At 65.5% G+C, this 20313-nt stretch carries 19 protein-coding genes and 2 pseudogenes; 6 read left to right on the top strand and 15 right to left on the bottom strand.

The genetic code is table 11. From position 1 onward, the window contains the following. Positions 1 to 251 precede the first annotated feature (251 nt). Together NG1_RS38540 and NG1_RS39085 are read right to left on the bottom strand one after the other, a co-directional pair. Complete coding sequence (locus tag NG1_RS38540; protein ID WP_084499205.1) at positions 252 to 782, bottom strand: SUKH-4 family immunity protein; 531 nt, start codon at positions 780 to 782, stop codon at positions 252 to 254. A gap of 148 nt (positions 783 to 930) precedes the next feature. Next, a pseudogene (locus NG1_RS39085) lies at positions 931 to 1389 on the bottom strand (toxin glutamine deamidase domain-containing protein); the annotation flags it as partial. 87 nt (positions 1390 to 1476) lie between these two features. Here NG1_RS39085 and NG1_RS38530 point away from each other — a divergent pair. Both NG1_RS38530 and NG1_RS37565 read left to right on the top strand, forming a co-directional pair. Continuing rightward, positions 1477 to 2034 (top strand): hypothetical protein, encoded by a 558-nt coding sequence (locus NG1_RS38530; protein ID WP_062975205.1) that lies wholly within the window; start codon positions 1477 to 1479, stop codon positions 2032 to 2034. 726 nt (positions 2035 to 2760) lie between these two features. Then, positions 2761 to 3951: a hypothetical protein gene (locus NG1_RS37565; protein WP_169812350.1), complete on the top strand. Its 1191-nt coding sequence runs from the start codon at positions 2761 to 2763 to the stop codon at positions 3949 to 3951. 317 nt (positions 3952 to 4268) lie between these two features. On the opposite strand, the gene NG1_RS37000 is transcribed toward NG1_RS37565, so the two are convergent. Next, positions 4269 to 4499: a hypothetical protein gene (locus tag NG1_RS37000; RefSeq protein WP_062975200.1), complete on the bottom strand. Its 231-nt coding sequence runs from the start codon at positions 4497 to 4499 to the stop codon at positions 4269 to 4271. Between the two features lie 839 nt (positions 4500 to 5338). Between NG1_RS37000 and NG1_RS36995 the strand changes: the two genes are divergently transcribed. Both NG1_RS36995 and NG1_RS26560 read left to right on the top strand, forming a co-directional pair. Next, a complete protein-coding gene (locus NG1_RS36995; protein WP_157114246.1) occupies positions 5339 to 5674 on the top strand; it encodes a hypothetical protein in 336 nt (111 codons plus the stop codon). Between the two features lie 279 nt (positions 5675 to 5953). Further along, complete coding sequence (locus tag NG1_RS26560; protein ID WP_157114245.1) at positions 5954 to 6571, top strand: hypothetical protein; 618 nt, start codon at positions 5954 to 5956, stop codon at positions 6569 to 6571. A 185-nt stretch (positions 6572 to 6756) separates the two neighbouring features. On the opposite strand, the pseudogene NG1_RS39320 reads toward NG1_RS26560, so the two are convergent. From NG1_RS39320 to NG1_RS26540, 4 genes and pseudogenes are all read right to left on the bottom strand, one after another. Further along, positions 6757 to 7152 (bottom strand): annotated as a pseudogene (locus NG1_RS39320) (WXG100-like domain-containing protein); the annotation flags it as partial. Next, on the bottom strand, positions 7152 to 7466 hold the full coding sequence (locus NG1_RS26550; RefSeq protein WP_062975191.1) for a WXG100 family type VII secretion target: 315 nt from the start codon (positions 7464 to 7466) through the stop codon (positions 7152 to 7154). The pseudogene NG1_RS39320 and the gene NG1_RS26550, both read right to left, overlap by 1 nt. A gap of 57 nt (positions 7467 to 7523) precedes the next feature. Further along, entirely contained in the window at positions 7524 to 8207 is a 684-nt protein-coding gene (locus tag NG1_RS26545) for a hypothetical protein (protein ID WP_062975188.1), read from the bottom strand. Between the two features lie 409 nt (positions 8208 to 8616). Continuing rightward, a complete protein-coding gene (locus NG1_RS26540) occupies positions 8617 to 9126 on the bottom strand; it encodes a YbaB/EbfC family nucleoid-associated protein (protein WP_062975236.1) in 510 nt (169 codons plus the stop codon). Positions 9127 to 9596: 470 nt separating this feature from the next. Here NG1_RS26540 and NG1_RS26535 point away from each other — a divergent pair, with 470 nt between their 5' ends. Then, a complete protein-coding gene (locus NG1_RS26535; RefSeq protein ID WP_062975186.1) occupies positions 9597 to 13043 on the top strand; it encodes a phosphotransferase in 3447 nt (1148 codons plus the stop codon). 15 nt (positions 13044 to 13058) lie between these two features. Here the strand turns inward: NG1_RS26535 and NG1_RS26530 are convergent, their stop codons facing one another. The 8 genes from NG1_RS26530 to NG1_RS37560 form a co-directional block, all read right to left on the bottom strand. Continuing rightward, positions 13059 to 13574, bottom strand: coding sequence for a DUF5666 domain-containing protein (locus tag NG1_RS26530; RefSeq protein WP_062975184.1), 516 nt, complete (start codon positions 13572 to 13574; stop codon positions 13059 to 13061). Between the two features lie 720 nt (positions 13575 to 14294). Beyond that, complete coding sequence (locus NG1_RS26525; protein WP_157114243.1) at positions 14295 to 15056, bottom strand: ESX secretion-associated protein EspG; 762 nt, start codon at positions 15054 to 15056, stop codon at positions 14295 to 14297. 70 nt (positions 15057 to 15126) lie between these two features. After that, on the bottom strand, positions 15127 to 16404 hold the full coding sequence (locus NG1_RS26520) for a hypothetical protein (RefSeq protein WP_062975180.1): 1278 nt from the start codon (positions 16402 to 16404) through the stop codon (positions 15127 to 15129). Between the two features lie 14 nt (positions 16405 to 16418). After that, positions 16419 to 16787, bottom strand: coding sequence for a hypothetical protein (locus NG1_RS36990; protein ID WP_157114242.1), 369 nt, complete (start codon positions 16785 to 16787; stop codon positions 16419 to 16421). Positions 16788 to 16809: 22 nt separating this feature from the next. Next, positions 16810 to 17361: a DUF3558 domain-containing protein gene (locus NG1_RS35915; protein ID WP_168434104.1), complete on the bottom strand. Its 552-nt coding sequence runs from the start codon at positions 17359 to 17361 to the stop codon at positions 16810 to 16812. A gap of 150 nt (positions 17362 to 17511) precedes the next feature. After that, on the bottom strand, positions 17512 to 18021 hold the full coding sequence (locus tag NG1_RS26510) for a hypothetical protein (RefSeq protein WP_063910441.1): 510 nt from the start codon (positions 18019 to 18021) through the stop codon (positions 17512 to 17514). A gap of 108 nt (positions 18022 to 18129) precedes the next feature. Then, complete coding sequence (locus NG1_RS36985) at positions 18130 to 18339, bottom strand: hypothetical protein (RefSeq protein ID WP_157114241.1); 210 nt, start codon at positions 18337 to 18339, stop codon at positions 18130 to 18132. Next, on the bottom strand, positions 18336 to 18551 hold the full coding sequence (locus NG1_RS37560; protein WP_062975174.1) for a hypothetical protein: 216 nt from the start codon (positions 18549 to 18551) through the stop codon (positions 18336 to 18338). Before NG1_RS37560 ends, NG1_RS36985 begins: the two co-directional genes overlap by 4 nt. A 276-nt stretch (positions 18552 to 18827) precedes the next feature. On the opposite strand from NG1_RS37560, the gene NG1_RS26500 reads away from it, so the two are divergent. Then, complete coding sequence (locus NG1_RS26500; RefSeq protein ID WP_062975172.1) at positions 18828 to 20048, top strand: helix-turn-helix domain-containing protein; 1221 nt, start codon at positions 18828 to 18830, stop codon at positions 20046 to 20048. Positions 20049 to 20313: the final 265 nt, after the last annotated feature.

Here is a 20313-nt window from a genome sequence, read left to right as displayed (position 1 = left end):
AGGCGCGGGATGGATGGTTCGTAGGTTTTCTAAGAATTCGGGGTAGTAGCGTCGTGTGTCTTCGGCAGTCAGGCCCGGAGCAGGGTTCGGCGGATTCCGGGGGTCATCGGGTTCTCTGGAAAGATCACGTGAGCGTCCTGGGTCGGCAGGCGCCGCTCCACGGGCTGTGATCGGTGGTACGCGCGTGTCTGTATTCGGTGGAGTGGCCTGCGCGGAGGTTGGTTTAGGGGCTGCTGGGCCGTCGCGGTCGTCTAGAACTCGAATGTCCCGAGCTGCGGCCAGGTCCCATCCGTCCGGTTGCGCATCTCGGCCCAGGACACTGCGTTCGCCGACGTGCTGTCCGTCGGACTGAACCACAGGGTGTTCTTGTTGATCACGAGTTGGTGTTCGATGCTCGGCTCCGGTGGCTCGGTCAGTGACGTCGCTTGGAGCAGGTACTCGATCTCCTGCGAGTCTTCTTGTGTCCGGGAGATGTTCACGCGCCAGGTCGGCGGGTACACCTGGCCGCCCATCGGTGGCCGGCCGGTCCGCTTCGCTTCTGCGTAGTCGTCCATCACCATCCGAGTCGACCAGCTCGGATACTCGATCACCACGCCGGTCTCGGAATCGATCACCAGCTTCGTCGCACCCAGGCCGAGTCCGGCCGCGATCTCCTCTGGTGTCAGGATCGAGTGGCAGACCCATCCGTTCTCGAACTGGTACAGCTGGTACTCCCGATCGGGGTTGAATATTCGGGCCAGGTACTGCTCCACTTGGCCCCTGGTTCGATACTGCTCCGGCACTTCCTGCTCCTTGATTCGGTGGAATCGGTGTGAACCACAGCCGGGACGAATCATCGACCATCCATGCCGGCGGGTGATCAGAAGTGGCACCCGACTGCGGATCCCACCAGACGGGTCCGGTCGCTCCAGGTGGGTACACGATAACGGTGGCGTGGGTGCCCTCCGAGATCGGTTCTCCATTCGAGTCGTACCGCAATTCGCCGTTTCCGTCGCGAGCATGCCACTCGTTGACGACGAGTGCTGCCGATCCAGGGCCCAAGTTGGTGATCACGTCGTGGACCGCGTCGAACTGCTCGGCTGTGGACATGCCTTGGTCGGCATAGCTGAAAAGTCCGCTGCCGAGCCAATCGGCGGCGCGCTCGAGCCCTTCGTGCTCACCGCTTCGGTTGTCGATGCCCCCGTCAGGGAGCCGGTCCGGCCATCTCGGCAGAGCGACATGCGGATCGCCGAAGAACGACGCCAGTGCCGCCAGCGCGTTGTCGAGGCAATTGTTGCGGCGACCCCGAACGCGTAGACCGCCGTCGTTGATCAGTCGGCCGTAGGGGTGGGTGCGTGGGTCGGCACCGACAATGAAACGATCGCCGTCTCGCAGCGAATCCTCGACCATGGCCTGATACGCCTGGTTCTCGAGGCGACCGAGCCGACGATGATCGATTGTCCGGGTGCCCGGTAGGCCGGTGAACCGGGCCTGTGTATGTGCCGCGGCGATGTCGTTGCTGATCTGCCGCAGGTCTTCCGGACGGACGGTCGGCTGATTCCGGCCGTCTGCCGGCAGGCCGAGATGCTCGCGCAGGTGGTTGGTGAGCGTTTCGGAGCTGTCGCGTGGATGCCAGCTCCTCGGGATTCCCGTTTCGTTGTCGGCGTTGACGGAGAGGTACGCGGTGGATGGGTCATCGGTGAAGACGACATCGACCAGCAGCCAGTCACCGTTGAGCAATCGGTGGCCATTGTTGAAGGCGCGGTCTGTTGCCAGGTGAGCGTTTTCGATCAGATTCCGCATATCCTGCGGCGAGAGGTGTGCGCCGGCTTCGAGGTGGATCCGGACGCTGACCACGGCGACATGCTCGGGTCCTTCCGCGTACCGCCGCATCTCGTATGCGGGGATACCGGGTGTTCGGACCGGGCGAACCGCGACGACTCGATCGGGTTCTCGGTGCCGGTAGTTCTCGCGGGCATTGCGCGCCTCGAGCGCCCGCTGCGTTTCCGGGTCTATCGGACGGCGCTGATCAGGAATCTCGGCAGGGTGTGCTGAGCTGCGCGGATCATGCGGTGGCACAGAATCCTGTTGCTGATGCCGTGGCTCCGAGCCCGTGCTCCGAGCGATGCGTGGGTCGGGGTGTTGCCTCGGCGCGCGGTCAGCAGTGGTGTGCTCAGGCTCTTGGGGTGAGCGAGGAGCAGATCGTGGCGCGGGCGCGGGGTGTGAGGGGCCCGGTTGATGCGGGGCGATGGGTGGGTGCGGTTCCGCTGCGTGCCTCGGTGGCGATGGGATAGGCGGCGGCAGCAGCGATTCAGGGGCTCGCATTGATGACAGCTCGGCCACTGGTGTGCGTGTTTCGGGTGCGTGCGGCGGCACCGAATGGTCAGCTCGCCACCCTCGATCGGTCCCACGGTGGGAATTCGCGATGTGGCTCGTATCCTGGTGAGCCCGCATCGGTGGAGCCGACTCCACACGTGGTGGCGTTGACGGCAACCGCCGATCAGTGGGCCGATTCGTCGGACTGTTGTGGGGCGGAACCATTTCCGGACGGATGCTCTGCGGGCCACGATCGGACTCCCGGACGCGCGGAGTCTCCGGGTGCGTGTGTTGGGGATACACATTATGCGGACGCTGAGGGCTCACGCGCTGCGTCTCGACATGAGATCGGGGGTTCTCTTGTGCGAGACGTCGCGGCTCGTTAGTAGTCGGTGGGAGCGATTCCGGCGCCCGCATCGACCGCCACTGGTCCTGCTGTGGCGGAAGCTGGGCTTCGGGAGCCCGATGGTCGGCGTACTGCCGGCCCTGGGCGTTGAGCCAGTCGCGTACCTGGATGTCGTACGGGCTCGCACCCAGAGGGTAGGTGTGAGCGGCCTCGGTCTCCTGCGGTGTCGGCTGGTAGCGGCCGATAAGTGGGTTGTATCGGCCGTAGTAGAACGGATCGTGTGGGATCACGCGACCGTCGTTGAAATGGCCGACGTACCTGTGGACGTTCGGGTCGAAACCGGACCGGTGCGGTGGAGGTTCCGGGCGAGGGATCTGCGTGTGCGGTGGTGCGTGTTCCGTTGTGGGACTGTGCTCTTCGAACTGCCCGGTGTGCGCCTCGTGCTGCTGAGCGTGCTCTCTCGTCTGCCGTCCCTGGTCGAGAGCGGGAATGTCGTGGGTGTCGGTGAAACGGGGATTGTCGAGGTGGGCGAAGCGCGGGTTGTAGACAGGCTCGCCGACTCTGACGGACACCACGTTTCCGTTGGCATCGACGATGATCTCCCGCGGCCAGACTCGGTAGACGGTGTCGCCGGATACTCCGCCAAGGGCCAATATCTCGGCTTCCTGGTGGCTGCCCGTGTTGTATCGACTGTGGGCAGTGGCATCGTGGAAAGTGGCGTCTACATCGATGCCGTGCGCGTGATACAGCTCGTGCATGTACATCGTCTGCCGGAAGGTGCCGTCAGGCAGACGTGTCAGCCTCCCTTCGTCGGCGAGCCGGTTCAGGTCGTTGCCCGCGATATCCGCTTCCCGGGCGATGGTGTGCTCGGGACTCCTCGACAGCGACACGAACCCGTCGGCTTGGCCGGGGCCGGTGTGGCCGACGTGCGCACCGATGTTGAGGTTGCTGGGATCGCGTGGCGAGAAGCCGAGGTCGAAGATCTCCGGCCCCCGCGAATCCATCCGAAACAGGGCGTTCCGGGCGTCCAGGAACGCGTCTCCAGCACTTCGATCACGCCATACCGGCGACAGGCCGTCGCCGTGATAGTTGACCACCAACCTCGTAGGGTCGCCCGGTGCTGTCGCGTCGTCGAGCGCCGCGCTGGGCATGGACCGGGTCAGGTGATCGGGCAGCTGACTGTCGGGGCATCCGGCTTCGAACGCGTCGGGCTCGACACTCGCGTAGCGACGGCGCACGTGATCCCGCAGGTCGTGATCCACGACCTCGGTGAGGTATTCCGGGTCGAGCCGGTCGGGAGTCTCGTGTAGTGGCTGTTGTTCCCGGGTCTCGTAGACGCCGTACTCTTCGACACGCAGCTTGCCGTCTTGGACGTCGCGGACGATGTCGGCGACCGCCAGACCGCGCCTGGCGGCGTGATCCTCGATCACCCGCATGTCGTTGTAGCTCAGTTCGGCCGGCCCGTGCGGTGACGAAGGTGGCTGCGGCACAGCGCCCGAGGCATCGGGAGCTTCACGAGGTGGATCCGCTGGCACCCGACTCATCGACACCTGCGGTCCACGGTCGGACTCCCGCAGGCGTGCAGTGTCCGGATGCGACTGCGCTTCGCGTGGACCGCTGTCGTCGGTTACGAGGCGATCACGCCGTTCTGGGGCCACTGCTTCTCGCGTCTGGCCCGGATCATGATCTGTCCTGCCGCCGCGCGGAAGATCCCGTCCTCCGGTTGGTCCGTGCGGGCGGTGTTGCTCGTCTTGTCGATGGTCAGTGTGCGATCGAGGTTGTCCCTCGTCTCCCCGAACTGGTACTCCACCTCGCTCGGGTTGTCCTTGGTCTGGTTGAAGTAGATCAGCAGTGCCATCGTGTCGTCCCCACAGTGTGTCGTAGCGTTCGCCCGTTCGTGGCGGTATGTCGTTGGACCAGTGGTGGTCGAGGTTCGCGTGTGCGTGTGCGTCCTGATACGTCGATTCCGGATGGGCACGCAGATAGTCGGACTCGGCCAGCTCGTGTTCGAGTAAGACGATATCGGCGGGCAGTGGATGTCCGGCGCGCAGCCGGATCCATGCCTCGGCGATGTCCGGATCGGCGTCGAACCTGCGTTGAATCAGGTTGCCGTCATAATCGACGATGGCGTGTTCTTCGCGGAATAGGTGATTCTTGATCTGTTCCACATCGTCGCGGGTGAAATGTGAGCCGTCGGTGCGCGGATGTTGGCCGAGTGTGCGCGCGATGTCAACGATGTCACGGTCGTCGCGGCAGAAATGGTCGTAGGCGTCCTCCGCCCACTCGAATGCCGCGAAGTCGTCGCGTGGGCGCACGGCACCACCGGAATACGACATCGACCCGGGATCGGTGGTGCCTGGATCGTTCGGGTTCGATTGCCGCCGCGTACTCGGGTCGGCTCGCTGATTCGGCTGCGCCGCCTCCGATGTGTCGTCCCGGCGGGGCGCACCGGTGGCCGCCGTACGGTCGGTGGTGGGTACCGGCTGTGCAGTATCGACCGATGACGCACGGTCGGGTGGACTCGCGCGGTGGACGAAGTCTGCTGGCGGGGCCCCAGTGCTGCCTGGCCCGCTGGTCGCGGTCGGCGGTGAGACCGATTGCGGCGGAGTCGTCGGGCGCTCGGTGTGGTCTGGCCGAGGTGTGGCGACGGGTGCGGACTGTGCCGGGCCGACGGATGAAGCAGGGTCGGGAGTGGGAATGGTCGAGCGCTGGCCCGGGTCGGTGGTGGGCGCGAATGTCCCGGCGATCGTGTTGTGCGGCAAAGCCGCTGGAGATGCTGTTGTCACAGCACTCGAGGTGACGGTTTCCGATGGCGTATTCGCCTGGGCATCCGATCGGGGCGTAGGCGTCGAGGGTGGTGTCGCGGCGTGGGGGCTGGTCGTGCTCGGTGTCGAGGTGTCCGGTGCGGTGGCCTCGTCTACGCGCTGGCTCGGCGCCGAGGCGGCCGGGTCGAGGACGGGCGGTGGACTGTCGGCGGTCGCCGGGGTCTGGGGGCTGGGTTGCGGGCCGGATGGATCAGCGACGACATGGTAGGCAGCGGGCGCGGGGTTCGGTGGGGCGGTCGAGTGCCCGTCCATTTCGCTCGGAATGTGTGACGAAGCCGCAGGGGCGGGTGAAGTCGCGGTTCCCGTCGGGTCTTGCCCGTCAGTGATGTTGTGTGCCGTGACGTCGAGAGACGTCGACTGGTTGCTGCTGAGCGTGGGCGGGCCCGGATCCGAATTCACCGCGCCGGTGGTGCTATCGGATGCGCTGTCGGGGTGTGACGGAGTCGAGGTTCCCTCGGCGCTGGTAGCCGGAGTCTGTGGTTGCGGGTTGTTCGAGACCGGATCGGTATTGCCGACCGGGGCCGGGGTGGGACCGGAGTTGTCGTTGCCGACCTCGCTCGTGGGAGCCGTCTCGTTCTGCGGCTGGGTCGAGCTTGTCGAGGCAGGCGTGGTGTTTTCCGCGGGGTTCGATGTGACGGACTCACTGTCGGTCCCGTTGGTGGTGGCGTCCGCGCTCGCGGGTTGGATGGGTGTGGGTGGCTGGTTGTCGCTGGGTGTGGGTAGGTCTGGGCTGGTTATGTCGGGTGGGGAGGAGGTTGTGTCGTGGTTGGTGTCGTTGCCTGCGGCGTGGAGTCCGTGGGGTACGCCCTGTGCGGCGGAGGAGGTGATGCTTTCGAGGGTGAGGTTGAAGGGTTGGTCGGTGAGCGCGGCGGCGGTGGCGGCGGCGGCGGTTTCGCCGGCGATGCCGGTGGCTGTCTCGGTGGTGGCGGCGATGGTGGCTCGGCCGAGGCGGCTGGCGGCGACGTCGTCGACACCGGACAGTAATCCGCTGCCGCCGAGTCCGCCGCCGACCGCGCCACCGGCGGCGCCGGCAGCAGCGGCGATGGCGGCGGCTTTGAGGTCTTGGGTGGTGATGTCGTCGCGGCCTCCGGCGGCGACTTGGTAGATTTTGGTTCCGAGTTCCAGGCCGCCTTCCTCCAGTGCCTCGTTGAGCGCGCCGAGTAGGGCCACGCGGGCGGCGGCTTTGGCGGCGGCGCGGGTGAGCAGGCGGGCGATGAGTTGTTTGATCGCCATGCGGATGGTGACCTGTGTGGCTATTCGCAGGGCGACGGCGCCTCCGGCGCTGATCCCGGTCCAGGCGGTCAACAGTAGGGGCGCCACTTCGATCGAGAAGATGACCATCGAGCCGATGATGACCAGTTTGGTTTGCTCGATATCGGCTGCGCCGTCACCGATTTGGTCGGCCAGTTTGTCGATGTATTTGACCAGTGCCTGCCAGGCGCCTTCTTTGCCTGCGAGGGTGTCCCAGTGGGCGGCGATCGCGTCGTGGGTTTGTCCGTCGATCGCCGCCAGCGCCTGCTGCATCGTGTGAGCGGCGTCGTCATCGAGCTCGTTGAGCGCGGCCGACATCCCCGACCATGCGTCGGCTACTCGCCGCATCGCGGTTTCGTCGCCTTCGGGCCAATCACCCGCGCCGACGACCCATTTGGCGACCCATTGCAGCCACTCCGGGATCTCGATACCCATCAGGTGGTGATCTCGTCGATCCGGGCGGCATTGGCCTGGTCACGGTTTTGCAGCGTGTTCGCGATGGCGACCATGCTTTCGCCGAGGTTGGTCATCGTTTTGCCGAGGTTGTCGACGCTGGTCAACGCTTTGGGAACGTCGGGTGTGTAGTTCTTGGCGAAGCTTTGGCCGATCTTGTCCGAACCCCAGCACTCGCCCTCGGCCTCGATGACCCGCCGCAGGTCGGCAGCGGCAGCGGCGATCTTGTCGGCGACATCGGTGAAGCCTGGCCGGGTGGCGCGCAGCGCATCTGGGTCGACACGGAAGGTGGTCACGGGTGATCCTGTGAGTAGGAGCGGACGAGGTAGTACCCGGAGGGCCGTTTTATGCGTTTACGTTGCATCGGATTCTGCTGCGGCACACGTATGTTCGGCGTCCGACCACTCGCGCCACCAATCAGTCAGATCCGAACCGGGAATGGTGGGGGAAAGGAGGCCGCCCCCCAGATCGAGGGATAGACCGGGGTTGAGCGACAGCCATACCGACTCCTGCGGGCACACTTGCTCGAGGAGCTCCCGGCCCGGGACGACCCGCCGTAGCCAGGGGTTCACGTCCTTCGGCAACCTGACCGGCGAGGTGTAGATATCCAGCGTCCTCCCCCATTTGGAAGAAAGGAACGGCCACCCACGCTGCCCCTGCGGGTCGTCCGCGGCCAGTACCATGGTGAACTCGCTGCGGCTGAACGCCTCGATGAACCAGGCTATGTTGTTGAACCCTCGAATCGCTCGCCACAGCACCAGCTCGAAATCATTCGTGAATTCCACGTGGATCGACTCCGGGACGGGTATGAATTCAGGGTTCACCCATTGCTCGGCGAATCCGCCGTTGTCATCGGCCAACCACCCACCGAGCACGTTCTCCTTCCGGATCGCCGACTTGTCGGCGTTCGGGTCCGTGAGGTACCTCCACTTGCCTGGGTTCGCTCGCGCCCAGGCATAGTCCGAATCGGTTGGTGTGGGCAAGATCTCGCGCCGGAGATTGGGTTCCATGAAGTCGTAGAGACGGGTCTTCGCCATCACCGCCCACCGCCGCGTTTCCGAACAGCGACTGACACCCATAGACACCTTGACCGAGCCAACTCGGACTCCCACCTTTCTCTAAACCAAATATTCTGCCGCACAGGCCGATAGAGATACCTGCTCGATTGTCACCAGGTTGATTACTGCCGGTGGCCATAGCCCTAGACCTGGCCTTGTCCCCATTTGTACGGTCGGATGGCAGGCATAGTCGTCCCGGTCGTGCGCTCGGCCGCGGCGGTTGCACCCGATCGGCGGCCTCGCCCAGCATCGATCGTGGTCCGTCTTCCGGTGACTCTCGGCGCCCCTCGTCCCGGACCGCATCCTGCCGGAGAGTATCGAACAACGACTACGCCGGTGGACCCGGAAACGTTGACGCGCAGTACCTCCGGCTCGACACGGATGTAGGTCACGGGCGATCCCGCAGGTAGGAGCGGTCGCGGTAGTACTGGTCCTCGGATTCCTCATCAAGCGATGCGGGTTCGTCCGCTGCGGTGGGCGGTTCAGGGAACATCGTGCGGACCAGATCACGGATGCTCGGGGCACCGGGGACCAGATCGGAGAGATCGGGAATCCCACCTGCTGACGCTTCCAGGGGTGCGACGGCCTGCTGGGTCGCCTCCAACGCCAATCGTGCGGCGGCTTGGACGGCCTCGGTGATGGAGTGGCCGAGCTTCTCCGGAGTGGAACGCTTGAACGCATCCGGCTCCACGTGGACTTCTACCGGAACACCGGCGGCGTTGCTGAGCACGCGTATCAGGTTGTTCGAAGACCACGCCGTGACGGTGGTGGTCGCGAGCGTGGACTGCGCCTCGGCCAGGTCATTGCGCTGTTGCTCGAAGATTTCCAGCAGCGAATCGACTTGGTCGCGCAACGCCTCGTTGCGTTCTTCCGGCGCCTCACGTCCACTGTCCTTCACCTGCAAACCCCACTTCCGAGAATTCGTCCGTTGCTGAATCTGACGCAGCTGACCGCCGATCGGTTCCACCGAATGCCAGATTCCATCACCGGCTATGCGGCTGCGGCAAGTGCGAGGAGCGTCCACATGTTCGTGCGGCGACCGATAGCCGGATCCGGCTGCACTGCTCGAGATTTGCTCGGAACGGTGCGGATCTGTGCCTCGCCGCGAACCAGTCGAGGACCGTCGCGGCGGTGCTCCACTGGCTGTGCTGAGTGTGGTGAGCTGCGCGGGTGTGCGGCTGGGCTACAGGGGTGCGCGTCGCCCCTCGGGCGGCGTGAACGACGACCGCGCCCGCCGGTCGGCCAGCGCGACGAAAACGAAAACTAGCTAAGAGCAGAAACATTCGACGGCAGGCGCCAGATCCAATGGATCGACCGGCGACGGGCTCTGGCAGAATCGTGCCGGGCTCGTCGTGAGGGGGACGTCAGGTGTTGATCGCGCGATTCCAGCCGGGATCGACCAGTCGTCCGTTCGTCGATCGTGAGCCGGTGCTGACGCGGTTCGAGGAGTTGCTGGGCGACGCCGCCGAGCATCCCCGGGTCATGCTACTCAGTGGGGTCGGCGGGATCGGCAAATCCCGGTTGGTCACCGAGCTGCGGGCGCGGGTCGAGAAGCGTCATCCGGCGGCGGTGCTCGATCTACAGGTGCCGAGCCATCGGCAGGCCGCGGACGGGCTCGCCGTGCTGCGCGTCCAGTTCGGCGCGCAGAAGATCAAGTTCCACCGCTTCGACATCGCCTGCGCGGTGTTGTGGCAGCGCATGCACCCGCATCTGCGCCTGACCTCGGACTCGCTGGCGCTGGCCGAGCACAGCGAGATCCTGACCGAAATCCTCAACGACGCCACCGGTATCCCCGTCTTCGGCACCGCGACCCGGCTGCTCGACCTCGGTGCGCGCCGCGCCATCCGCACCCACCGGATACGCCACGACCCCGTCCTCCAGGAACTCGACCGATTGAGTCTCGCGGGCCTGGAAGAAGCCGTCTCCTACCTGTTCGCCGAAGATCTCAAGCGAGGGACTCGGGGCAAGAAGCCCTACGTGGTGTTCCTGGACGCCTACGAAGCCTTGATGGGCGGCACCGATCGCGAAGGCCGCGCGGCGGCGTCCGACGCCTGGTTGCGCGATGTGGTCGCACAGCTGGACACCGGCCTGGTGGTGATCGCCTGCCGCGAGCCGCTCGGTTGGGAGCGGCACGATCCGGAGTGGTCGACCCGGATTCGCGCCGTGCCGGTCGATGACCTGCCGATGGACGCCCGCTTCGAGTTGCTCGACTCCTCCGGTATCGAGGATCCCGCCGAGCGCGCGGCGATCGCCGCTTCGAGCGCGGGCGTCCCGTTCTATCTGCATCTGGCCATCGATGCCCGTACCCGGGCCGGCTGGGTGACGCCCGCCGAGTTGGTCTCGCCCGAAACGATTCTGGAGCGCTTCCTGCAACATGTGCGCCCCGACGAAGTCCGGTTGCTGGAATTGCTGGGGCTACCTCGTACGTTCGATCGGGAGATCTTCGCCGCTGTCGCGGAGCAGTTCGAGTTACCTCATCACATCGCGGCATGGAAGTCCCTGATCGCGTACTCGTTCGTGTACGCCGCCGACGAAAGCGGCGAAGGCGAGCGCTTTCAGCTACACCAGCTGATGGTGGACGCGCTGCAGCGGCGCTTGGATCCGGATGTTCGGCGCACCCTGCACGCGATGCTGCACAACCTGTGGTTCATCCGTGCCGAACGGCCGACCGGCCGGGTCACCGCTCTGCGGGAGGCGGGATACCACGGCGTTCGTTCGGGCATGCTTTCCGCGGTGACGCTGCTGCACTACGTCGACCGGATCGAAGCGGCAGGTGGCAGCCAGGGTATCGGCGGCGTGATCAGCGATCTGGACCGCTACCTGAGCGATCCGCATGAGAACCTGGCAGGTATGGCGGAACTGTCGGAACTCACGCGGTGCCTGGAAGCGGAAGCGGCGGTGCTGCTCGGCGACGCCAAGCAAGCCGATCGCCTCACTCGGGACGTCGCTTTGGATCGGACCGGGCCGGTCGCGGAGCGGTTGGCCGTCGCCGCGGCGAACGCGCGCCGCATCCTCGGTGACACGGACGAGGCGTTGACCATCTACCAGGACGTATGGTCGCGCGGATCGGGGCGGGCCCGGCTCGTCGCCGGTCAGTGGGCGGCCGACCTGCACATGTGCCAGGGCCGATTCGGTCAGGCCTTGACCATGTGCGAGGAACTCGTGACGATGGCGGACGGCGACGACCGCGAGTTCCTGGGCGATGTGGCGCGGTTGCGTTACCTCGCCTACCGGCTGGCGTTCGACACCGACCGCGCCGCACAGTATCTGGCCGAAGCCGACACCCATTACCGCGCCGCGGGCAGCGTCGTCGGACAGGCCAATATCGCGACGAACGTTGCCGAGCTGCTGGCGCTCACCGACCCGTCGCGGGCGATCGCGGCCGCCGGAGCCGCGATCGTGCAACAGCGTGAGTTGGGTGCGCTGCACGAACTGGGAAAGGCGTACACCGCACTCGGTCTGGCGCGGCTCTCGCTCGGAGAACTGGACGCTGCCGAGCACGCGCTCGCCGAAGCATGCGAGATTCTCGAACAAGCCGGGTACCGGTCGGGCCGCGCCAGGGCGGAGCTGTTCCGTGCCGGCGTCTTCGCACGCCGCGGCTTACGTGACGACGCCGTCCGCAGTGCGCGCTGGGCCATCGCGGAATTCGAGGGCGCGAACGTCTACCCGGGGCTGGTGCTCGTGGCGCGAGCTGTCCTGGCGCTGTACGGCTGGACCGAACCGGACATCTCGAGAGCCGCCGCGACCGCGCGGTCGCGCATCCAGCCGCCTACGCCAGGATCGGGCGTGGACCGCGACGCGGCCCGGGTGATCGCACGGGTGGTCGGTGTCGACGCGGCGGCGATGTACCACGACGCGCTGTCCCGCTCGCAGTCGGCGGCCGGCTACTACAACCACAATGTCCGGGTCGACGGCATCGCGGGCGCGGTGAACGTTCGGATTCCCGTCGAGGGCGCCGATGCGATGGATCTGCGGCAATGGCCCGAACCCGCGATCTTGATCGCGATCGAGCCCTTCGTCGCCTCGGCGCCGAAGCTGCGCTGGGAATCGGTACGTCCCGCCTACCAGATCCACGACTACATCGACGGCGACCTGCTCGATCGCCTCGCGCCCCGCGGTGTGCCTGTTCCTGCTCATGTACCGCCGGACGTGGCGGCGTTGTTCGCGGAACTCCGCCGTATTCCCCGGGAACTGCTGCCGCCGATCGAATCGGAGGGGGACGACGATCCCGCCGGATTCGCCCGCCGATTGTCCGCTGTCACCGCGCGTGTGCACCGCGAAAGCAGCGCGGAATTCGGCGAGCTGTACCGTCGGCTGGGCGTCCCCGATCGGCCGCTCGAGCGGATCGTCGCGTCGTGGGACACCCTCGAGGCCAGGCCTTTTCGGATGGTGCACGCCGACGTGCACCGGAAGAACATGATCGTGCGCGACGGCCGGGTCGTGTTCCTCGACTGGGAATTCGCACTGTACGGCGACCCGGTGTACGACGTGGCCACCCATCTGCACAAGATGGGCTACCTCCCGCAGGAGCAGGACGCGTTCCTCGCCGAGTGGATCGCCGCCGAACCCGAGGCCGCCACCGGTGAGTGGCGACGCGACTTGCAAACCTACCTCGATCACGAGCGGGTCAAATCGGTCATCGTCGATGCGGTTCGCTACAGCAAGGCACTCAGACAGGGAGTCGGGGACGCGGCGGCGGAGGCGGCGTTGGTGGGCAGCATGGCCGGGAAGCTGCGGCTGGCGCGTGAGGTGTGGGGGCAGAGCGAGCCGGTCGACGACGGGATGGTGGAAGCGGTGCTACGCGGGCGAGGATGACCCGGCAAACCGAAATCACTTGGGCAGAGTGCCGATCGAGATCCCGGTGATGACATCGGCAACGATCACTCCGTCGGCGTATTGCCGCCCGTAGACGGCGACCAGGGCGCCCACGCGTATCTCGGTCGCCCGCTTGGCGAGCAGAACCTGCACCTTGGTGCCGGTGTCGGTACGGACCTTGACGCTGTTGCTGGTGAACGCGTTGCGCACCACCATGGTCGTGCCGTCGTTGGCGGTGACCTTCCCGAAGGTGATCCCGATGCCCGAGCGGCCGGTAGGGGGAGCGGGAGCGGGGACCGAAGGCGTCGTCGCGCGCACGGTGGACGAAGGTGGCGAGGTGCTCGGGGCGCTGGTGCGGGCCGTTGTAGTCGTCGTCGACGCCGTTTCCGTTGGGCCGCCGACGAATAGACATCCGGACACCACCAAGATCACCATGCCGATGCAGAGCCCGACGAATGCGGCCGCTCCCGTGTTGTGCAGCCGATGCGGCTCGTCATCCCGATTTCGCCGCGGCAGCGGCGGCATCCCCATTGCCGTTGTCCGAGAAATGGTTTCGGACCGAGGTGCGAGCGCACCCGGATGCACTCCGGACCGGACCGGACGCGAGGCTTCGCTGTCGGCACGCGGCCGCGAACCGCTCGAGGCAGTGGAGTTCGACCGCGTCCTCGCCATCGAAATTGTTGTCGCCGAGAGTGTTTCGGGATCTCCCCCGAGCCGTGCGAGCCGGCCTACTCTCGCCGACTTCCCACTGTGCGTACTCCAGCGAGGCATATGGCAAGGGTAGGTGCGCCTATTCGTGTGCTTGTTGTCACTGGCGGGGAGTGCCGGTGTGACCAGCATCGATGGGTGGTCGGCTGGTTTCGCCCGGCCTCTCCGGTCGTGCACGAGATCGCAAATCGGCCAGATAGTGTTGTGCGACAGCTCTATTGCCTGCCAGGCGACGGCTAGCGTCTCGCGTTCGCGGGGTGTATCCCAGGTGACCCTGGGCTCTACCGAGTCGAAGTTCTGACGCGGGGTGTCAACCTTCTCATCAGATTCTTGGTCCGCGCGTGGGACTCCGATATGGGTCCGGTCGAAACCGTCGTGCCGGTAGATCCCGGATGCCGCACGATGGTGTACTATCGCTCCCCGGCGTTCCACCTCCTGCCAGGCGCCATCGCTCCGAAACCGCCGAGGTGGCCGGGTCTCAACTGGATCCGGCGCGTTGTCCGCCCTGATGCTCGCGGCGGTGGTGCTGAACATCCTCGACTGTCAGGTGTAGCTGGGATCGTTTTCCTCGCGGAAGGCCGTGACCGTTGCGTGTATGGCCCGGTCGAGTTGGGTTCGTACTACCGTGGTGTCGGTGGGGACTGCCTTGATGGTGGGTCCGCCGCGGACGAGGTAGCGGCCGTCGGGATAGTCCATCACGTGGAAGCCGCGGGCGGGTGCCGGGCGATTGTCCCAGGCCGGGCCCGCGTACACCGCGACGTGGGCGATGGTGCTGCGGGGGCGTTCGAAGAACTGCTCGGCTCGGGCGCGAGGCGGGGCCGGTGCGCCCACGCGGTACGGTTCCTCGTCGTCGGCGTCGAGTTCGTGCCGAGAGATCTCGATGCCGGGGCCGCTGCCGCGTGCGGCGTCGGGCAGCAGGCCGATGACCAGGCGGCTCACGAGCTCCGCATCCATCAGTGACATGTGCACGGCCCCACCGCGATCCGGCGACGAGGTGGGTTCTTGTACCAGCAGTACAGCATGCCGATAGTGCACGGCCGCGTGCACGCGCAGCTTGTCCTTCCCGCTGAATCCCGCCATCTCGATGCGTGCCTCGGGTTCGGCCAGCACACGCAGTGCGCTGTACAGGGACTCGTCGAGGCGGCGGTGGAGTCCGGCGGCCTCGGATTTCCACTCCGCCTCGTAATCAGCGACGGTCTCGGCGGTGGAGCGGTACTGCAACGGGTACGGCAGCACGTCGCGCTCGACGGCACGCCACAGCACCGTGAAACCGAGCGCGCTGAACGACCAATCCCGTCGGCTCATGAAGCCGGCTCCTTCGTCGTGCACCACGGCCGTGTGGTGCGTTTCGGCGTGGTGTTGATTATCGGCTCGCTCATTCGCCGATCACGGGGGGTACCGACTTCACCCTGTTCTCCGCACCGAGGCCGGTGAGTTCCTCGCCGTTGCGCTGGTTGACGAGATAGTCCTTCGTCTGATGTTCCTTGTCGTCGTCGCCCTTGCCGCGAGCGCCCGGCGCTATCATGCCCGGCATGCCGCTCGTTCCCGGCCGACCTGTCCCGGGACGCGCGGACGCGGCGGCGGGAACGCCACCTGGAACGGAGGGGAGGCCGTTGATGCTTCGGCCCGGCGCGGGGCTGCCGAGGCCGGGCACGCCTGGGCTGGGCGTGCCCGGACTCGGCGTGCCGGGGGATCCTGGGCTCGATGTTCCGGGGCGGGTCAGTGATGGATCGGTGCCGGGATTTGTGCTTGCCGGTTGGGTCGACGGGTTTGTGCCTGCGGGCGTAGTCGTGGTCTGGTCGGGCGTGCTTTCTCGCTCGGCAACCGGATTCGCGCTGGATGGGACGGTGCTGTTCTCAGTACCCGCTAGCTGTGCTGAGTCCACCGTGGTGCCTTCATCGCCGGTATCGGTACCGGACGACGACGGCTGCCGGCTGTTGTTCGGCGCGGACGGCCGATCGCCCGAATTGTGCACCGGGTTGTACGGCTTGGGTACCAATGGAACGCCGGTGTCGGCTTCCCGGACGGCAGGGTAGAAGACGTTTTTGACGACGTTCACGGACGCATCGTGCGCGGAGTCGTCGCGATGCTGGTTCAACTTCCAGGTCGGGCCCGGCACCCAGCTCGCGACGTTGCTCGTCCACGAATGAGCCGGCGGTTCTTGCACGGCAGGCCGGGTGACCTCGATGCCCGATCGAATGATCTTCACCTTCTCGGCGACGATCTGCACCGAACTGATCAGTCCGCTGGACTTGTCGACGTATTCCTTGATCCCGTCGCTCGCGGCCTTCGCCGCCGCCCCCTCCCACTTGCCTTCCATGGCTTTGCTGATCTCCGGGCCGAAACCTTGCAAACCCTGCTCTAGCCGATTGCGAATGGACTCCCACCGCTGGTGCAACGCGACGACATCGGTGATCGACATCGCCTGCACACGTTGATAGAGATCGTCGATGCCGTCCGGGTTCTTGTAAGCGCTCTCCGGAACTTTTGGCGACTGGGTCTGCACATCGCCACCGTCGCGCATGATTTCGGAGATTCGGTTGCGTGCGATAGCTGCGTCGGGGCTCTCGTCGCGCGAACCACTGTCCGGCGGGCCGGATTTCGACTGCTCGAACAGCGCGGCGCCAATCGCTACCAAGAACGGCAGACCCATGATTAATCCCCCGGTCAGTTCAGCAGATTGCTCGTGTCTTGCGCATTGGAGTCGTCCTGTGCGCCGATGCGGTCCACGGAAATCTGGATCGTATCACGCATCTGGGTCAGTACCTCGATGTGCTCTTTGAGGGCCGAGTCCACATCGCCTTCGCCGCCGATCGCCTTGGCGCCCAGCATGTTCGCCAGCTCGTCGGAACATTCGAAGCGGCCGAGGCCGGATACGCGGGCCATCATCTTCAGGTCTTCGAGAAGCGTGACATAGAGATCGATCTGACGATTACAAGCATCGCGGCAACTCTGTGCGACCGCGCGGTCAAGATAAAGCCTGCCAGCGTTGGCCTCATCGGCAAGGTATCGCCACCGCGAAATCTCTTCGCTCATCGACATAGAGAATTCTCCCTGATCAACGTGGAAACGTCGGCACAAGCACTTCCGCAGCGTTCATGGCCCGATCGCATGGCGCTACGTTGCCCTTGGGTGATGTATTGAAGACAGTTATCTGTAGTGCGCCCTGGCCAGCGGGGAACGCAAGATCGCAGTCTTCGCCGGCGACATCGGACGCGGTTCGGAAACGGAATCCATCCCGTCCGCCGACATTGATGCTGACGAAGTCGACATTCCCCGGCTTCTTTCGCAGGTCGTCGATAGAGTAGATCGTCGACCACACCCCCAGCGAGTAATTCCACTGAGACGCCGCATCATGCCAGGAGCAGACCTTCCATCCTGGCTGCTCGACACCAGCGATGCCTGACTTCTTCGTGGACGAGACCACGCCGATTCGTTGCAGTTGCTGATCCGGCACCTGCGTGCACGGATCCCACAGTGCCGCCGTTGCCGCCGACGTGTCGGTTGTCGTGTTGGGCGTGGCAGTCCCGTTCGTGCCCGCTTCGCACCCCGAAGCGACCAGCACCACCCCGGCGAGCGCCGCAACCGTCGCCGTTGTCCGTCGTCCCACCGAAGCCTCCCGATCCGGGCCGTCAAAGTCGTCCCTGAAGTCTATGACGCACTCAGGGGACCTCCGGTTCCATCGGATTCGGTTGCTCGGATCAGGAACCTCGGGCCTCTGCATCAGCCATCGACCGGGAGCGCAGCTCGGTGTTCGCTGCTACGAGCGGTGTCGTGGCCGGTCAGGTCCCTGAAAACCCTGGTGATGGTGCGGTGCTCGGTCCGCGCAGATGATGATCGACTGCACGACGGTGCTGATGTGTGGCCGGAACGCGTCGCGCGGTGCGACGACCCACCAGCGGTATCCGGTCTGTTCGTCAGCGGGGGAGGGCAGCAGTATCTCGCCGCCGTAGGGGACGATCGTCGCGCGGGCGCGCAGTAGTGCGATGAAGATGTCGCTGTCGTCGGCGAGCTGGTGGGTCTCGTCGGGACGGACGAGGATCGTCCAGCGGCCGGAGCCGTGTGCGATGACCGGGCCGAGCAAGTATTGCCTGGCGAGGTCGCTGCGGACCATTCTGCCGAGTTGCTCGGGTACCGCCACCGCGCCTATATCTCCTGCGCGCAGAGTGATTCGTCGAGTTTCCTCGTGTACGTAGCACGGCAGCCCGTACACGTGTCGGTAGCGCTGGCAGCGGATGAGTGTCGGGTCGGCGTCGGGATCTGTATTCATGGCCGCTCCATCAGCACGGGGCGGGGAGAATTCGGCAGTGCTCGGGTGTGAGCGAATTGCATCGATAACTTTCCGTTCGGATTCGGAAGTGGATGGTGGGGCGAGCGATCAGTCCCATAGCCGTGCACAGGGGAGATGCGGGAGGTCGTCGTCCAGGTTGTCGTCGATAGTCACGCTGATATCCGGGAAGCGTTGTGCCAGTGCGCGTGCGACGCTTTCGGCCTGTTCGGCGCTCGCCTGGTAGTCCAGGCGCAGCGGACCGGTTTCGATCTGGATGTGGCGACGTCGGTGCGGTGATCCGGGAGTCGTTTCCTTCACTGCGGCCTGCTCGGGTCCGGCACCATTCGTCCGCTGTCGATCAAGACCTGTCGTGCCGCCGCCTTGCGTGCGCAATGTTTCGCGCGGCAGGCCACGTGGATCTGCATCACGTCATGAGCCTGGGCGATGCTGAACGGCAACCTCGGTGCTCGATGGGCGGCTGCGTCACACAGGGCGATGAGTTGGTACATGGCGAGGGAATGCGGGGACACGGAAAACCTCTCTGCTTCGAGGATCGGCCGGCGCCCGGTACCGGGGGCTCTCGCCACCAGCCCGCCACTCTGGCCGGCCGGTGCGCCGCAGACAGTCCGGCGTCGGCCCGGTACCGGGCACCTGCGGCCGAACGTAAGCGCGGCATTCGGCCAAGTGGGAGCTCGGATTTCGGTTTCCGTTCCGACTATGCGAGGAGCCGTATATCCTGCGCAGGCACCCGTTTCCGGGGTGAATGCTCAGGGGAACAACAATCGACAATCGGGGGGTGCTGGGCCATGTACATGACGACCGGTGAAGTGATCCGGCGAATCCGTAAATCGGTCGGTATGACCCAGACCGAGTTGGGGGCACTGATCAATTTCTCCCAGCCTGCCGTCTCGCACCTCGAGCGCGGCGGCCCCGCCTCCCATGATGTTCGCGTTCTTCGGCTCGTAGCCCGTGCGCTTCAGGTTCCGCTTGCCATACTGGTAGTGGAGTCGGACCAGGAGGCAGATGTGGACCGTCGCAACTTCTTCAGAGCAGGGGCATCAGTAAGCGCGGGGGCCGCCATGATGTCGGTATCCGCCCCGGCCAACGCCGCGTCGGCGTCCAGCGTGAAAGTCGGCGTGAGCGATGTCGAAGCCATCACCGAGAGCGTGAACCAGATCCACGAACTGGATCTGGTGGTGGGCGGCGACCGATTGTGCCGGGTGGCGGCCAATCAAGTCCGCTATGTCGAGCAGCTTCTCGACCACGGCAGCTACACCGAGGCGGTAGGCAGGGCGCTCACCAGCGCGGCTGCCGAGATGATGACCGCCGCCGGGTGGGTGCACTACGACGCTGGTCGCCTCGATGATGCTCGGCGGTATTACGCGGACGCGGCGAACGCCGCGAATGCGGCCAATGACGGAATCGCGGCGGCGCATGCGCTGGGGAACGCCAGCTGTCTGATGATCAGCTTGCCCGGGGAGATGCGGAGAAATCCCTTGGCGGTGCAGTATGCGCAGGCTGCGTCCCAGGCATCTCTTCGGGAGGGCGGGCCGAAAATGCGGGCACTGATGGCGATTCGAGAAGCTGAAGCGCACGGCGCACGTGGAGACAAGAACGCCATGACGGCTGCGATAAGCCGATCCTTCCGCGCGTATGAGTCGACTCGGGGGCATGACCCGGCCTGGGTGTTCCTGCCCCAGGCTGAGCTGAACTTCATCACCGGCAAAGCCCAAATGTGGGTCGGGGAGCACGAGGCAGCAACCACATACATGCAAGCTGCCATTGATGGCTCGTCGGCCTGGCCGAGAGAGCGGGCTGCATGGCAACTCAGTCTCGCACGTAACTTCGTGAACGCTGGTGACGTCGCACGAGCGTGCTCACTGCTTGCCGACAACTACGACACCATTGCCGGGCTCGCGTCCACGCGCCTGCACCAGCGCATTGATGCCATCGCCAACCTGGTTCGCACGCATGCCGCGGTTGCGGAGGTGCGGGAATTCCTGGGCAGACGCGCCGCGCAGGTCTAGCCTGCGCGGCGTAGAAGGATGCTTCGTCATCCGGATCGGCGAGCACCCCGTTCCTGCGGTGTCGAGTGCCTGGTTCGCTTCGCCGTTGAGGCTCTGAGACGACGGCCCGAACCCTCCTCCGCACCAACAAGCCCTTCGCCGAAGACAGCGGAAGGTGCCAGGGCAGTCACCTCGGGCGTACGCCGAATGCCAGGCCGGGGAGCAGCTTCGGCAACGCCCAGACCTCAATTGATCCGCATTCGTTCATCAGCATCGACGGCTCGGG

This window comes from Nocardia gamkensis NBRC 108242, assembly GCF_001612985.1.
Classification (GTDB): Bacteria; Actinomycetota; Actinomycetes; order Mycobacteriales; family Mycobacteriaceae; genus Nocardia; species Nocardia gamkensis.
The sequence above is the reverse complement of the archived record's forward strand: the minus strand, read 5'-3'. Positions and strand labels throughout refer to the sequence as shown.